This window comes from Paenibacillus sp. FSL K6-1122, from assembly GCF_037977015.1.
Lineage (GTDB): Bacteria > Bacillota > Bacilli > Paenibacillales > Paenibacillaceae > Paenibacillus > Paenibacillus amylolyticus.
Map to the genome: position 1 here is coordinate 3,365,132 of NZ_CP150272.1, position 15,689 is coordinate 3,380,820.

General features: G+C 45.9%; 15 protein-coding genes. 13 read left to right on the forward strand and 2 right to left on the reverse strand.

The features are described from left to right. Window positions 1–159 precede the first annotated feature (159 nt). The 6 genes from NSQ20_RS15360 to NSQ20_RS15385 all read left to right on the forward strand — a co-directional run bounded on the left by NSQ20_RS15360 (window position 160) and on the right by NSQ20_RS15385 (window position 6,428). Complete coding sequence (locus NSQ20_RS15360; protein WP_076249421.1) at window positions 160–1,314, forward strand: glycosyltransferase; 1,155 nt, start codon at window positions 160–162, stop codon at window positions 1,312–1,314. A 37-nt stretch (window positions 1,315–1,351) separates the two neighbouring features. Next, a complete protein-coding gene (locus tag NSQ20_RS15365) occupies window positions 1,352–2,659 on the forward strand; it encodes an aminotransferase class III-fold pyridoxal phosphate-dependent enzyme (protein WP_127545908.1) in 1,308 nt (435 codons plus the stop codon). Between the two features lie 42 nt (window positions 2,660–2,701). Beyond that, window positions 2,702–3,733: an alcohol dehydrogenase catalytic domain-containing protein gene (locus tag NSQ20_RS15370; RefSeq protein ID WP_036608226.1), complete on the forward strand. Its 1,032-nt coding sequence runs from the start codon at window positions 2,702–2,704 to the stop codon at window positions 3,731–3,733. Window positions 3,734–3,825: 92 nt separating this feature from the next. Next, the gene (locus NSQ20_RS15375) at window positions 3,826–5,070 is read left to right on the forward strand and encodes an MFS transporter (RefSeq protein WP_101314042.1); all 1,245 of its coding nucleotides are present in this window, start codon (window positions 3,826–3,828) and stop codon (window positions 5,068–5,070) included. Between the two features lie 94 nt (window positions 5,071–5,164). After that, window positions 5,165–5,758 (forward strand): DUF1349 domain-containing protein, encoded by a 594-nt coding sequence (locus NSQ20_RS15380; RefSeq protein ID WP_340020290.1) that lies wholly within the window; start codon window positions 5,165–5,167, stop codon window positions 5,756–5,758. A gap of 28 nt (window positions 5,759–5,786) precedes the next feature. Next, the gene (locus NSQ20_RS15385; RefSeq protein WP_127548321.1) at window positions 5,787–6,428 is read left to right on the forward strand and encodes an HAD family hydrolase; all 642 of its coding nucleotides are present in this window, start codon (window positions 5,787–5,789) and stop codon (window positions 6,426–6,428) included. On the opposite strand, the gene NSQ20_RS15390 is transcribed toward NSQ20_RS15385, so the two are convergent. Next, on the reverse strand, window positions 6,425–7,240 hold the full coding sequence (locus tag NSQ20_RS15390; protein ID WP_340020291.1) for an AraC family transcriptional regulator: 816 nt from the start codon (window positions 7,238–7,240) through the stop codon (window positions 6,425–6,427). The two genes, NSQ20_RS15385 and NSQ20_RS15390, sit on opposite strands and share 4 nt — an antisense overlap. Before the next feature lie 296 nt (window positions 7,241–7,536). Here NSQ20_RS15390 and NSQ20_RS15395 point away from each other — a divergent pair, with 296 nt between their 5' ends. The 3 genes from NSQ20_RS15395 to NSQ20_RS15405 all read left to right on the forward strand — a co-directional run bounded on the left by NSQ20_RS15395 (window position 7,537) and on the right by NSQ20_RS15405 (window position 10,414). Beyond that, window positions 7,537–8,679, forward strand: a complete 1,143-nt coding sequence (locus tag NSQ20_RS15395) for an FAD-binding oxidoreductase (protein WP_340020292.1) — start codon at window positions 7,537–7,539, stop codon at window positions 8,677–8,679. Next, window positions 8,676–8,963, forward strand: a complete 288-nt coding sequence (locus NSQ20_RS15400; protein ID WP_340032909.1) for a hypothetical protein — start codon at window positions 8,676–8,678, stop codon at window positions 8,961–8,963. Before NSQ20_RS15395 ends, NSQ20_RS15400 begins: the two co-directional genes overlap by 4 nt. A gap of 215 nt (window positions 8,964–9,178) precedes the next feature. Further along, window positions 9,179–10,414 (forward strand): cytochrome P450, encoded by a 1,236-nt coding sequence (locus NSQ20_RS15405; protein WP_315371142.1) that lies wholly within the window; start codon window positions 9,179–9,181, stop codon window positions 10,412–10,414. A gap of 98 nt (window positions 10,415–10,512) precedes the next feature. On the opposite strand, the gene NSQ20_RS15410 is transcribed toward NSQ20_RS15405, so the two are convergent. Further along, window positions 10,513–11,952, reverse strand: a complete 1,440-nt coding sequence (locus NSQ20_RS15410) for a DHA2 family efflux MFS transporter permease subunit (RefSeq protein ID WP_237175774.1) — start codon at window positions 11,950–11,952, stop codon at window positions 10,513–10,515. A gap of 282 nt (window positions 11,953–12,234) precedes the next feature. Here NSQ20_RS15410 and NSQ20_RS15415 point away from each other — a divergent pair, with 282 nt between their 5' ends. The 4 genes from NSQ20_RS15415 to NSQ20_RS15430 all read left to right on the forward strand — a co-directional run bounded on the left by NSQ20_RS15415 (window position 12,235) and on the right by NSQ20_RS15430 (window position 15,532). After that, window positions 12,235–12,840 (forward strand): TetR/AcrR family transcriptional regulator, encoded by a 606-nt coding sequence (locus NSQ20_RS15415; RefSeq protein WP_047842851.1) that lies wholly within the window; start codon window positions 12,235–12,237, stop codon window positions 12,838–12,840. 45 nt (window positions 12,841–12,885) lie between these two features. Next, on the forward strand, window positions 12,886–13,419 hold the full coding sequence (locus tag NSQ20_RS15420) for a GNAT family N-acetyltransferase (RefSeq protein WP_076249414.1): 534 nt from the start codon (window positions 12,886–12,888) through the stop codon (window positions 13,417–13,419). A gap of 71 nt (window positions 13,420–13,490) precedes the next feature. Next, window positions 13,491–14,165: a response regulator transcription factor gene (locus NSQ20_RS15425; RefSeq protein ID WP_017688634.1), complete on the forward strand. Its 675-nt coding sequence runs from the start codon at window positions 13,491–13,493 to the stop codon at window positions 14,163–14,165. Next, window positions 14,162–15,532 (forward strand): HAMP domain-containing sensor histidine kinase, encoded by a 1,371-nt coding sequence (locus tag NSQ20_RS15430; protein ID WP_127548329.1) that lies wholly within the window; start codon window positions 14,162–14,164, stop codon window positions 15,530–15,532. Before NSQ20_RS15425 ends, NSQ20_RS15430 begins: the two co-directional genes overlap by 4 nt. Window positions 15,533–15,689 lie beyond the last annotated feature (157 nt).

Sequence of the window (15,689 nt, forward strand, 5' to 3'; positions counted from 1 at the left end):
TTCAGTTTACAAAAAATGATATAAATTTCTAGTAGATTCAAATCATTACCAAATAAAGACAAAATATTCAAGTGAGGGGGCCGGACAGAAACACCAGCAATTGTGCAGTTCGAATCAGCTTATGTACTCATTCCATCAACCCAAATCAGGAGGGATTCCATGCTTTACACCATTATTGTGCCAGTCAACCAGGACTATAACATTTTGAACCTGTTCACAGATTCGCTACTCCGGACGGTAAGCCCATCCACTCAGATTATTTTCATCAACGATGGTTCCGGCTCAGCAGTCTTTCAACATCTGGATAAACTGAAGCAAGAAGTAAGAGAAGGTGTGACCATCGAGATTCTTCAGCATGATTTTCCACTCGGTTGCGCCGTGTCGATTAATAGCGCACTGAGCCTAGCCAAGGGAGAGTACATTTTCTTCCTGGATTCTGACACCATTCTTCAACCGAACTGGCAACCGATGATGAAAGAGACACTGGATAGCGATATTACGATTGGCATGATTGGGGGCGTTCTGTTGTATCCGCAAACAGGAGGCGTGCAGCATTGCGGCATTGCTTTTGCGGACACCATCGGCCGACACCTGTTCCTGAACGCATCTCCTGATGATATCCCAAAAGAAACCTTCTCTGTTCAACTGGTGGTGTTTGCCATGTTTGGCATGAAGCGGGAGGTGTATGAGACCATCGGCAACCTCGATGAGAAATTCTTTAACGGATACGAGGACTTTGATTATCAGATGCGGGCACGAGCTGCCGGATACGATACAGTCATTAATCCGAATATTCAAGCATATCACTGGGAACGCAGCAGCGGCATTCACCGCAACTTCAACCGGAAGAACAATCTGGCACGATTCTGGAAAAAGTGGGGCGGTCAAATCGAGGCTGATGTGTGGCCATTCGTTTTCAGTCATCTGAAAGCACAGCTGGAAAGCCAAGAGGAATACCAGCATCTGCCGATTGTCGGGATTGACCTTGCCGAGGTTCGAAGTGATGCCGATACATTCTGGAACAAGCTGGAGGAAGCCGAATTTGCAAATGTAGCCGAAGTACGGGACTATTCAAACCGCTTTAATTCCAACGGGGCCATCTGGCTGCCACAGGTACTGGGCAAGGAATTGATTCATAGTGAGAACCGGTTACTGTTTTTGGTGGACAATTTCGCCCGTTTGCTGGAGAACCGCTACTGGATTGAGATGAGACATGCTCATCGAGCCAAGGATCTGATCATTGATCTGTATGGCAATGTGATCACAATGGATCGCATATACGATGGATGCTGGCCTGGAACCAAAGTTCGGTAATACACTCACAACGAAAATAAACAGGGAGGTACTTAAGGTGAAAGAAAAAGAGAGCACGCTCGATCGTGCCGTACGGTTTACCCGTAATCTGGAGTGGTTGGAACAAGTCGAAAAGGTAATTCCGAGCGGATGCAGCACTTTAGCCAAAGCACCTGAACGTTTATTTCCGGGCCATACACCCGTATGTTGTGCAGAGGCTTATAATTCCCGATTTACAGATATCGACGGGAATGAATGGCTCGATTGCGAAATGGCCATGGGTACGGCGCCATGGGGCCATGCCAGACATGAAGTCCAATTAACCGTCATTCACCAGTTGAAAAAAGGGACAAGCTTTTCTTTACCTGCCGACATCGAGCTTGAATGTGCGGAGTTGATTCTGGAGCGGTTCGACGGTCGTTATCCATCGCTGCGCTTCACTAAGAGTGGGGCCGATGCAGTGAGTGGGGCCGTGCGTCTGGCCCGTGCCGCTAGTGGCAAAAGCAAGGTTATTGCGACAGCGTATCATGGGTGGCACGACTGGTCTGCCTACGGTTATTATGGTGGCCAGACAAAAGAACGTGGCATACCGGTGGATATCGAGCGTTCAACGATCTGGATCAACAAGCCTACTACGGAGCGAATTGAGGCCCAGATTACCGCGTCTCCCGAGGATATCGCATGTATTGTTCTATGCCCCAACGAGTGGAAAAAGGACGCGCTGGAGAGTGCCGTAAACCTATGTCGGTCTCTGGACATCATTATCATATTCGATGAGGTAACTTCCGGTATTCGAATGGGCAAGCAGGCTACAGCAGGAGAATATGACATCTGGCCTGATATGCTCTGTATCTCTAAAGGTATGGCCAACGGTTTACCGCTCGCAGCGGTTATGGGGCCTGAGCACTTGATGTCTTTGTCAGGACAGGTCAGATTCAGTAATGCCCATTCCAGCGAAACGACAGCGCTCGCGGCAGCCATTGCCTGTGAACGATTAATGAAAAATGCGAAAGTATGGCCGACTTGGCGTGATCCGGCAACCCGGATCATGGATCGTCTGGAATCTGAACTTGTGTTACTCGGATTGACGGATCAATTGGAAGTGAGAGGGACGTATGCAAGCTTCTGCATCCAATCCCTGGCTGAAGATAACTTCCAAACAGATCCTTTCCGCGAGTTCATGGTGAAGAGAATGGCTCACTTCGGCATTTTCACCAAAGGTTACTTTATTTTCTCTGATGCCCATACACGGGAAGAATTGCTGTGGGTCGAGGAAGCGCTACTGCAGATCCTGTCAGACTGGAAAGAGATTCAGAAGCAGGAACATCTTCATGCGATGCAACTTTCGAAAACGTTTGAAGCTTAATCCATAGATCATAATCAACAATCGACTAGGAGGAATTATTCAATGAAAGCACTCGTATATCAGGATCTCAAACAGGTGACTTACCAGGAGATTGAGGAGCCAACCATTCAAAAGCCAAACCAGGTGAAAATTAAAATCTATGGTTCCGGCATCTGCGGGACAGATCTGAATATTGTCAAAGGCAAAGTGCCAGCAAATAAAGGAACGATCATTGGTCATGAAGGCGTAGGCACAGTGGTTGAGGTGGGCGACGACGTTCGTGGTTTCAAGATCGGTGATCGGGTATTGGTTGATCCCACGCAATCTTGCGGTACCTGCTCATACTGCCGTGAGGGTCTGTTCATCTACTGCGAGAATTTTGATGACTATCAAGTAGGGATGACGACACACGGAACCTTTGCTGAATATTTTGTTGGGGACGAAAAGTATATCTATGCCATTCCGGATTCCATGAGTTGGGAAACGGCCATGATGATCGAACCACTGGGATGTGTACTTCAGACGTTCATGAAAGCAGGGACTAAGCCAAGTGACTCTGTACTGGTCCTCGGTTCTGGAGCAATCGGTTCCCTGTGTCAGCTAGTTAGCAAACGATTGGCAAGGCTTACCGTAGGCACGGAAGTTGATCCATACCGCAAAGAGTTCGCTTCAGGGATCGCGGATCATGTGTTCTATCCTCAGGATCTGACGCTGGATAAAGTATATGAGATCAATAATAACAAAAAGTTTGATATTGTAGTGGACGCGGTTGGTAACCAGCTTCATGTAGGGTTTGAGCTGATTGCCAAAGGCGGCAAAATTATTCCTATGGGATATGACGACAGCTATGAGGTGACGTTCAAATCAACAGCCGTCATTAATGATGGGATTAGTATCATTGGCGCGGTGGCTAATCACTCGATGATCAGTACGGCACTGAAATTTGCCCAAAGTATCCCGGAACTGGAACAGATGGTGACAGCCAAGGAACTGCTGAGTGATTATGAACAGGCCTTTAATGGAACGATTGGTTATGACATGCATACTGGAGAGAAGTTGCCGATGAATTCGGTCAAAACAGCTCTTATCCTATAAAAGGTACGATAAGCATGTAGACATTAGCGGGTTTGCCGCTGCGAGAAGTTTGAATTCGCAGCGGTGAAAACCGCAGAAGGAAGGGATATCGATTGAAATTGCTTCAAGATTTGCCGAAGAATCCACGCTACTCCATTTTACTTGAACCGGTATGGGCCATTCCGGGCACGATCGTTCTCTTTTACGCTCCTTTATATATGAAGGAAGCCGGACTTTCGGACATAGAAATCGGTTTAATCAATTCGGTGAATCTTTATTTTGCCTTTATCTTTCAATTGTTTGCGGGTTCCATTACGAATAAGCTGGGCCGGAAACGGACAACACTGATCTTTGATCTGCTTGCCTGGAGTGTTCCCATGTTCATCTGGGCCTTCTCCCAGAACTTCTGGCTGTTTCTGATCGCCTACTTACTGAACGCAACATCCAAGTTTGTAACGGTCGCCTTTAACTGTCTGATCATAGAGGATGTGGAGGAACACAAACGATCCAAGGTATTCGCCATTCTCAACATGATTATTACAGGGGCTGGGGTACTCACGCCAATTGCCGGGGTGGTCATTGCTGATTATGGTATTGTGCCTACACTCGCCACTATTTACTTTGTCGGGGGCATCCTCATGACCGCCATGTTTTTCATTCGTAACCGATACACGGATGAGACCGAGGTCGGCAAGGAACTTATGGGATTGCATAGTAAAACCCGCGTGCTTCAGAGCTTGGGTTCCAGTCTGCGCCTGTTTGGAAAATCGTTCTACAAACGGAGACTTTTTCCGATTATTCTGATCACGGTGTTATCCAATCTGATCTTGCAGCTGAATTTCTTCCAGGTCATTTTCTTCAAGGAACAGTTGAAGTTTGATGACCGTGTCATTTCTTTTATTCCGGTCGTGACCGCGGTGACCGTCATGTTGCTCTATCTGGTCATCATTCCGCGACTGAAGCGGCGTTCGGAAGAAAAGTATGTTGGTTTTTCCATCGTGCTTAGCACGGCCGGAGCCATTCTGTTTCTGTTGATCCCTGTGGGGAATATAGGGATGTTGTTTCTCACGCTAATCGTGCTCGCTGCGGGTAACTTCATTTTGCAGACGTACCGGGATTCCCTGCTGATGAACCGATTAGGTACGCATGAGAAAGCCGATATGTTCTCGGCCGTGCAGACCGTCATGACGCTTACAGCCATTCCATCCGGTTACCTGACGGGCCTGCTCTATCATCACAATCCAACACTGTTATTCAGCGTCATTCTTGGTCTATATGTCGTACTCATGGTCATCATGTTCTTCCTGCCAGATCCGCAAAAGCACTCCCAAGTGCTGGAACCTTACAAAAATATGTAGAAAAAGGGGTTTACTGTATCTGGAGCGAATATGTAGTACAGAAAAAAATAGAACTACCTCTAGAACATATTTTAACTTGGGAGGCTGCTAACAAATGACTAACGTAATGACAACAGAAGCACGGAAGCAATGGAGTTGGATGAACGAGCCCGAAATCTGGTCCTACACGGATCAGGGAGGTGTGCTGGTGGAAGCGAAGGCGGACACCGACTTTTTCCAAGACCCTGCGGGCAAGCATATTCGTGCAACCGCACCATTTCTGTCCATACCTGTGCCTGAGGACTTCGAAATCACAACCCAATTAACCGTTGATATGAAAAATCAATATGATTCCGGATGTCTGATGGTGATGGCGGATGATCGTAACTGGTGCAAAATTTGTTTTGAATATGATGGAAAAGCGCCTACCATCGTGTCGGTGGTGACACGTGATGGTTCATCCGATGATTGTAATTCGGTTGAAGTCTCCGTACCTAATCCCTATCTGCGTATACGCAAAGTAGAGGGCTGCATATCATTCTTTTATTCACCCGATGGGGATGAGTGGAAACTAATTCGTTATTTCGGCATGCCGATACAAGGGGAACTTCGAGCTGGATTAGTTGTTCAGTCGCCAACTGGAACGGGCTGTACGTGTCACTTTTTATCGGTGAACGTTACTCATCCGGACTTGACCGCACGTTTCTAATCCGCTCCCCTGGAGGGAGAACAGGTTCATGGTAAAAGCATTTATATTTGATTTTGATGGACTCATTGTTGATACAGAGACACCTTGGTATTATGCGTTTCGGGATATTTATGAAGAGCACGGAGTTGAACTTGGTCTGGAGCTATGGTCGAAAAATGTGGGGACATCCTTTGAGGAATTTCATCCATTTCTGTATCTGGAGCAAGCGCTCCAAAAAAAGATAGATCATGATCATATCAAACTTCTCTCTGAACAGAAATACGAAGTCTATTTGGGACAGGCTGCCATTCTTCCGGGGGTATATGAATTGCTTCAGTCTGCGAGGGAAAAGGGGATTCAGCTAGCGGTTGCTTCCAGCTCCACACGGGACTGGGTGCATGGTTACTTGCAGAAATTAGGCATTTTCGATTATTTCACAGTCGTTCATACATCCGAGGATGTGAAACGAGTGAAACCGGACCCTGAACTGTACCTTCTTGCTCTCCAGAGTCTTGGGATCGAGGCTTCCGAAGCGATTGTGTTCGAAGACTCACCTAATGGCTTGAAGGCAGCCAATGCGGCAGGTATTCGTTGTATCATCGTACCTAACGAGGTAACGCGTGGTCTGGAATTCGCCATGCATGAACTGCGGTTATCCTCGCTGGCCGAGATCGATATGGAGGCGCTTTAATCCAGATACTGCTTGCGTAGCTCGATAGGGGAGATCCCTTCGTATTTTTTGAACACTGATCCAAAGTAACTGGCACTGTTGAAACCAACGGCTTTGGCTATTTCATGAGCGGTCGTAGCGTTATTTTCGATGAGCATTTCCTTGGCTTTCAACAACCGATATCGCATCAGATACTCTAGTGGAGTCATTTGAAATTCTTTTTTGAATATCCGATTGAGGTGTTGCTCGGTAACGTCCATCTGCTCAGCCAACATGGGGAGAGAAATATCCTGATGATAATTTTGTTTGATAAAAGTAATGATTTCATCCAATCTTAATCGGGCATCAGAACGTTCGTAAGCACTATAGCGTTCACCTTCAATGGTTAATCTGACCAAAAGCATGTACAGTAATGCGGATACGTGCCAGATCTGATCCTTGTGCCGGGACTGCAGCGCCAACGTAATTTCACGCAACAGGATATGAAGCATTCCATCCGGCTTGAAGGCGCGCAGCTCCCCGATCTGCAAGGTATGCAAGAACCGTGGCAATAAATAGCCATTGAAAGACAGACAATCAAATCGTAATGAATCACTCAGATTGTGGTAACGGTAGGTTACCTCCGGGAACAAAATGAGAGCGGTCCCTTTTTTGATCGAAAATTCATGATTCTTTGCTGCGATTCGCCCTGTTCCTCCGATGCACTGTACAATGCTGTAATCCCGTGAATGGTCGCTCCAATTCATCAATTCATCAACGGTCAACTGGTTTTGCCCTGTAATCATGAGCGGCATATCGGTATCCAGTGGATTCCCCATACTAGGTTTCGGCATCGTCGTGTTATTCCTCTTTTCGTTAAAGGATCATGTGCGTAAGTGGCGTGGTTACAGCGTTAAAAGAAACCTAGAAAGAATTATATTACATAAATGGAATAATTTTAATTTAATGACGGGCAATATATAAAACGTTTTCATATAAATGCTTCAACAATTATTAATTGGATGAATGAGTATGAACTGTGGTCTGATCAGCCTTTGATTTATGGATCTAAAAGTACGCCCGCCTTGCCAACAGAATGCGAAACGGTATACGCTATAACGAATGAGTGATTAAGGAAAGGGATGCAAACATGAAGAAAGTCATCGTAGTCGGATCGGGTATTCTGGGGGCATCAACAGCCTATCAATTAGCCAAACATGGCGCAGAGGTCATCATCGTAGATCGAAAAGATATAGGACAGGCAACGGATGCAGCTGCCGGTATCATCTGTCCATGGCTGTCACAGCGACGTAATCAGGATTGGTATCAGCTCGCCAAGGCTGGTGCGCGGTTCTATCCTGGCATCATAGCGGAGCTTAAAGCCGAAGGAGAAACGGAAACCGGTTATGCTCAAGTGGGCGCGCTTAGTATTCATACGGACGTGGACAAAATCAACAAGATGGAAGAGCGGGCCCGTCTTCGCAAAACAGATGCGCCGGAGATTGGCGACATTACACCTCTAGATGACAAAGAAACCCGTGAACGTTTTCCATTGCTGGATGAACGTTATCAATCGGTACATATCAGTGGTGCTGCACGTATAGATGGAAGAGCGCTGCGCGATGCATTGATCCGGTCTGCACAGCGAAATGGAGCGGAAGTGATCCATGGAGACGCCACGCTTCAATTCGAAGCAGATCGGGTCATTGGTGTGAGTGTTAATGATCAGAGTTTCCTGGCAGATGAAGTCGTTGTCTGTGCAGGTGCATGGGCCAACGAACTGCTGAAGCCACTCGGCATACACTTTAAAGTGCATTATCAAAAGGCACAAATTATGCATCTACATGTCACGGATGGGGAGGATACAGGCCGCTGGCCTGTGATCATGCCACCTTCTGATCAATATCTGCTGGCCTTTGATCAACAGAAGATTGTGATTGGTGCCACTCATGAAAGTGATGTGGAGGGTTATGATACAAGAGTAACTGCAGGGGGCATGCAGGAAGTTTTGAATAAAGGTCTGGAACTGGCGCCGGGGCTAGCCAATAGCACATTCCAGGAGGTAAGAGTTGGGTTCCGTCCGTTCACACCTGGCTTTCTGCCAGTAATGGGGGCTGTCCCAGGCTGGCAAGGTCTGATTACCGCGAATGGACTTGGAGCCTCTGGATTGACCATGGGTCCTTTTATCGGGAGTCAACTGGCGAAACTAGCTCTCGGCATGGAGCTGGATATCGATATTGAGCCCTACACTGTTGGCAAAGCAATGGATGAAATTGAAAGAGGTGAGTCATGACATATTCACAACGTGTATCCGATGGAGCGAACTCGTCCGATATCGTATATCTGGAGCATCAGATCGGTACGACAAAAGAAAAACTGCGCATAGCTTTGGAGAAAAAAGAAACATACAAAAGCGAATTGTCGGAATTGAAGTCATCACCAATCAGGAATGCATCCGAAGACAATTCTGAAGAGCAAGTCTTAATGGAGAAGGCAAGCCAAACGAAGAACTTGATTGAAACCCTGTCTGAACAACTGGAGCAACTACAGGAAGCATTAGCGAGACTAGGCGATTGATCGGCTCGTATGGCTTATCTCTCTGAGACATCGACAGAAATAATATACGATACGTATAAAACGAAAACCCCTTATATTAAGGGGTTTTTCTGATTTTGTTCAAATGGTTTATATCAATAAGTGAACATATGGTATAAAATGGAATCAGGTGCTGAACTGTCAATTCAGATACCCATGTAACCAATCACGAAACTATGCTGAGAGGTGGATTCCAAATGTATAAAGAAGTGATACGTGTTGAGGACATTACGGGGTTTCAGTCGAGATCTGAAGAGTTTTTCCCACTTCACTGGTTTCGAAAAATGCTGTCTGAGCAACCAGTGTACTATCACGAAGATACAGACACATGGAATGTGTTCAGATACGATGATGTGAAGCAGGTTCTCAGTAATCATGAGTATTTTTCGGCCGAAGGAACCCGGACGACCATTGCCGTTGGAGCAAAGAACAATGAAGGCACACCTCCAGACAAATTAAACATATCAAGTATCGATCCTCCCCGTCATCAAAAAAGTCGTTCGTTGTTATCCGCTGCTTTTACACCGCGTAGTCTGAAAAACTGGGAGCCACGAATTCGCAACATTGCAGAGCAGCTGGTAGCCGATATTGAGCCAAATACGACCATTGATATTGTTCAAGCATTGGCCGCTCCGCTACCTTCGATGGTTATGGCCGATCTGCTTGGCATCCCTCTTACAGACAGCCATCGCTTCAAAAACTGGGTAGATATTCTGTTTCAACCCATCAATCCCAAGACGGCTGAGGAGAGTGAACTGAAAAAGCAAACTGCCGCTCAAGAGTATTATCAATTCCTGTATCCTATTGTGGTTCATAAACGGACTCATCCTGGTGAGGATATCATTACCGATCTGTTGAACGTGGATGTTGAGGGGGAGAAGTTCACGGAGGATGAGGTTGTTCGCACGACCATGCTTCTGCTTGGAGCCGGTATAGAGACAACGAGTCATATGGTTTCAAATACGTTCTATTCCTTCCTCTACGATGACCCGAGCTTGTATGGCCAACTCAGGCAGAACCCCGAATGGGTTCCGCTCGCAGTGGAAGAAATGCTTCGTTATAGGTTCCATAATGCCAAGCGGCATCGGACAGTAAAGCAGGATAATCAACTGCTCGGAGTGGATTTGAAAAAAGGAGATGTTGTCATCTCCTGGATGAGTGCAGCCAATATGGATGAGCAGATGTTTGAAGACCCCTTTGAGCTGAATATTCATCGTCGTAATAACAAAAGACATCTTACCTTTGGTAATGGCCCACACTTTTGTCTAGGGGCCCCGCTGGCAAGAATGGAACTAAGCATTGCCTTGACAGCATTTGTGGAGAAGATTGCTCGGATTGAACCGGTGGAGTCCTTTGATCTGGAGAATAATCTGGCCACTTCAGCTCCGGGACAGTCATTGACCCATCTGCCAGTGAAGATCGTTGCGGAGTGAGAAGGAATCATACGGGACACAACCTAAAAAGCGGCAGATCAGACGTAAACGTCTTGATCTGCCGCTTTGTTATGCAAGCAAGTATGAGGTTGGACACCTTAATTTGAATTCATAGAAACTTTTTGTCTTACCACCTGTTTGATTTCTTCCTCTTTGGCTTGTTTGGTGCGTTTGATAAAGAAGGAAAGGACCAATCCCACAACAGCGATACCGATGATAACAACATAAGCATCATTGATACCCTGGATCATGGATTCTGTAGCAAGCTGTTTTTGACTGAGACCATTGGCTGCACCAGTCGCCATCATATCCTGTACGTGCGCTGTTGTACGGGAGGTCATGACACTTACGAGTAATGAAGTACCTACAGCACCAGCCACTTGTCTGACGGTGTTGGAGATAGCTGTACCGTGTGCACCAAGTCTTGGTGGCAGTTGGTTAAGTCCCGCAGTCTGAATCGGCATCATGAGCAGAGCCATACCAATTCGGCGGCCGGTAGACATTAATACCAGGTAACCATAACTGGTTGAATCCGTTAAGTCGATAAAACCAATTGTGGTCACGATGGTGATCACCATCCCGATAACAGCGAGCCATTTCGCTCCAAATCGGTCAAACAATTTTCCGGCTACTGGCATCAGGAAGCCCATGACAAGCGCACCCGGAAGGAGTAATAATCCGGACTCCAGTGCAGTGTAACCACGTGCGTTCTGGAGATACAAGGGAAGCAACATCATGTCAGCATACATGATCATTGTAATCGCGATACTAATGACCGTTGTCAGGGAGAACATATTGTACTTGAAAGCCCGCAGATCAAGCAGCGGAGTCTCCGAAACGAGCTGACGCCATGTAAACAGGGCAAGAGAAACAATCCCAGCCCCAATGCAGATAAGAACTTCTGCACTTGACCATCCCAGACTTCCTGCTCTGCTGAAACCATAGAGCAATGCGCCAAATCCGATCGTGGACAGCACCACACTGATTGTGTCGAACTTTGTGTTGACCCGTTCGGATACATTCTTCAGGTATACAAACGCAAAGGCAATGACAATAAGAGTTAATGGAATCATGCCATAGAACATCGTTTGCCAAGAGTAGTTCTCGAGGATATAACCGGCAAGGGTAGGCCCGATTGCAGGGGCAAAAATGATGGCAAAACCAACCATACCCATTGCAGATCCTCGTTTTTCAGGAGCAAACAAGGTCAAAATAACGTGCATCAAGAGCGGCATGATAATGCCGGCACCCGCTGCCTGAATCATACGTCCTGTCAGCAATGTGCCAAAGTTATCTGCAAGAGCAGATACGATGGTACCAATCAGGAAAATAAACATGGAAGCTTGGAATAATTGCTTGGTTGAAAAGCGTTGCATGAAGTAGGCCGTGATCGGGATAAGCACCCCGTTCACCAGCATGTAACCTGTCGTTAACCATTGTGCTGTTGCGGCGGAGATGTTAAAATCACCCATCAGTTCCGGTGTAGCGACACTCATGATCGTTTGATTCAACGTTGCAAGGAAGGCTCCCAAAATCATGATAAACAGGATGGGGCCTTTCTTTACGGATAATTCTTCTTGTACTCTAGCCTGACTCAATCCTTTTCATCCTTTCAATCCACACGTGACTAAATTTACAACGTGTTGTATAGTTTACATTGTATTTATTGAATTATATACATATTCGGACAGATTACAATTTACGTTATGACGTGTTTTCGTCGTTTATTTTACAAATAAAATGAATTTGTTGTGTAAATCAAAAATAAACGACTGATCGTTTAAAATTGTAATGTTTAAAATTTGATGGGAGGGATACACGTGAAAGACGAGAAGAAATCAGCCGTGGACCCAAGAATATTGCGAACACGTCAGTTAATTCGAGGTGCATTTGTTGAATTGCTGCAGGAAATGGATATTGAGAAGTTGTCAGTCAACAAAATTGCCGAACGAGCGACGATCAATCGGGTAACCTTCTACCTGCACTATCGTGATATTACGGATATGATGGAGAAGATGGCGGATGAGATGATTGAGAATATTGAACGGATCGTGGATGAATATGCCCCTCATTTTGAGAAACAAAGGACGGAAGAGGCTTGGCCTGTTCTGGTCAAGTTACTGGAGCATTTTGCAGAGAACGCCTCGTTCTATCAGGTGGTTCTTGCTACAAAGCGCACACCGATTTTTACCGAACGACTGCTTAAATTGTTGAGTACGCTGGTCAAAGCCAAGATTGATCGGGTAGAGATGGAAGATGAACTCGAAGAATCCGGCATTCACAAAGAAATCGCAATATGGTACGGTTCTTCGGCTCTGATTGGAACCATCGTTGCCTGGTTGCGTAATGATATGCCATATTCACCTCATTTCCTGGCGAAGCAATTCTCTTTGATTCGCTCGTACTCTTATAATGACCTGATATAATCATGCTACAATTGCACCTAACGTTAATAGAGGAGGGATAATGTGATGAAATATAGTGCAGAACGTATCTATGTGAGATTTTGGAATGTGGATGATGCCTCATTGCTTCTGGATCTACAGGTTCGCAATCGTGCGGAAATCGAGAACATATCAGCAAGTGATCGGGACGAGTCTTTCTACAGCTTGGAAGGGCAAAGGTCACTCATTGAGAGCTGGAACAAGAAGAGAGAAGAAGGAAATCGCTATTCTTTTGGTATTTTTCTACATACAACGGATGAACTCGTCGGTGAAATTTCTTTGTTCGAGATCATACTGGATTCTACCCCAAAATGGATCCTTGGTTATGTGACGGATACTCTGCATCAAGGAAAAGGATATATGAGCGAAGCCCTGCAATGTGTAATGGAATTTGCCAAACACGAAACTGAAATTACTCGAATCGAAGCTGGCGCTGTGCCCGATAATACAGGTTCCATCCGTGTCCTTCAAAAAGCAGGTTTCAAGGAGAATGGGTCACAGCCTGTGCCAATCCAGGGAACGTTGAAAGAACATACGATGTTTGCTGTGGATATACTATAAGCAAGATGTTTTACTATTTACTATACGTTGAACTATATATTTAAACGTAACGGAGAGGACAGAAAAAACATATGGCTACTATACTCGTTGCAGACGACGATGCGAACATTCGTGAACTCGTCTGTCTATTTCTCAAAAACGATGGATTCACAACAGTGGAAGCTGCGGACGGTAAGGAAGCTCTCACTATATATGGCGAAACTCCAGTGGATCTGGTCGTCCTTGATATTATGATGCCTGTCATGGATGGTTGGGCACTGTGCAAAGAACTCCGAAGAGCCAATCCCGACCTCCCGTTACTCATGCTGACGGCGAGAGGAGAGACTTGGGAGAAGGTGAAAGGATTCGAACTGGGTACGGATGATTATTTGACCAAACCGTTTGATCCATTAGAGCTGACCGCTCGTGTCCGAGCATTACTGAAACGATACAAAATCGGCTCCACACACACAATCCAGTTTGGCAACGTCATTCTGGACCGTCAGACGTATAAGGTGATGAGAGGCACGGAGTCGCTTACGTTACCACTTAAGGAGTTCGAATTGCTGTATAAGCTTGCTGGAACACCAGGACAAGTCTATACACGTGAGCAATTAATCGACCAGATATGGGGAATTGACTACGCTGGAGATGATCGAACAATAGACGTACATATTAAACGCCTGCGCGAACGATTCGCGACAACACCTGATTTTCGGATTGAAACGGTGCGTGGGCTAGGGTACAGACTTGAGGTCTATGAATGATCAGATCCTTATATATTCGTGTTGTTCTGACCTTTCTGGTGTCAGTCATCACAGGCACGATTATTTCATTTTTTATGTCAACCTGGATATTCGAAGATCAATTGAATGAAAATGCTCAAATTAACATACGCAACTTTGGCCAGGACGTTGTGCAGATTTATAAGACGCTGCCTGCTGATGAAGCAGAATCATTCGTTAGTAGAATGAAGCAACTTGATTCGTATCATATTCGAATTTATGATGCAACGGGCAAGTTCCAGTCTTATGGGAAGCTTAACGAACATAAATCATCCCCCGTATCGACGGATCAACTCAAGAAGGTGTTAAACGGAGGGGTTGTGCAGGACACACCTAAAGGTATCGCTACCGTTCTTTTGGGGCTACCGATCAAGACGGAAACGGGTACAAGAGCGATGTTTCTAGAAACACTCTCACCGCCCTCAGCCTCTTTTGTGGTCCAGTTTGGGTTGATTTTTGCAAGCTGTTCCTTGATTGTAGGAAGTTTGTTGATTGTGGTTGCTTCTGTATATCTGGTTAGACCGATCAAAAAACTGACCAAAGCGACCAAACGGATTGCAGCTGGAGACTTCAACGTCAAGCTGAACATTAAACAAACGACGGAGATTGGTACATTGGCCCGCAGCTTTGAAGAAATGATGCATGATCTTCAGCAGTTGGAGCAGATGCGCAGGGAATTCGTTACAAATGTTTCGCATGAGGTTCAGTCTCCGCTCACCTCGATATCCGGTTACGCTTCGGCACTGAAGCAAGTAAATCTCTCAGAACAAGAACGAAACCGTTACCTGGATATTATCATCTCAGAAGCAAAAAGAATGTCCAAAATGAGCGATAGCCTGCTGAAGCTGAGTTTGCTTGAATCGCAGTCACAGCAACTACGGCTCACCACCTTAAGCCTTGATGAACAGATCAGGCGGGTCATCGTGGCGCTTCAGCCGCAATGGTCTGGGCGCAACATTCATTTCGAGCTTGATTTGGAGAACGTGAAGGTTACGGCTGATCACGATCAGTTAAATCAGGTATGGACAAACATCATCGGAAATAGCATCAAGTTTTCCAAGGATGGCGGTATGATTAAAGTCAGTATCGAAGAGGACTTCAAAAATGTGACTGTTCGAATATCCGACACGGGCATTGGAATTCCCCTGGAAGATCAGAAGCGTATATTCGACCGTTTTTTCAAGGCAGATCGTTCCCACAGCCGCAAATATGACGGGAGTGGTATGGGACTTGCTATCGTTAAACAGATCGTCTCCCTTCATCAGGGTGACATCCAAGTGGAAAGCGAACCTGGTCAAGGCACGACCTTTATGATTACGTTGCCCATCCATCCACCAACGGATAGTTAGGCTCACAGGTTAGGCCAATGAATAGAATATCCATTGGATTATCTAAACCGAATGTTCATGTCCTATGTAACATGCAAGCTTCCTTGTATGTTACATAGGACATTTTTTTTGCTTGTTCATACTCCGTTCATATTCCGGTCATGGGGAGTACATCTTT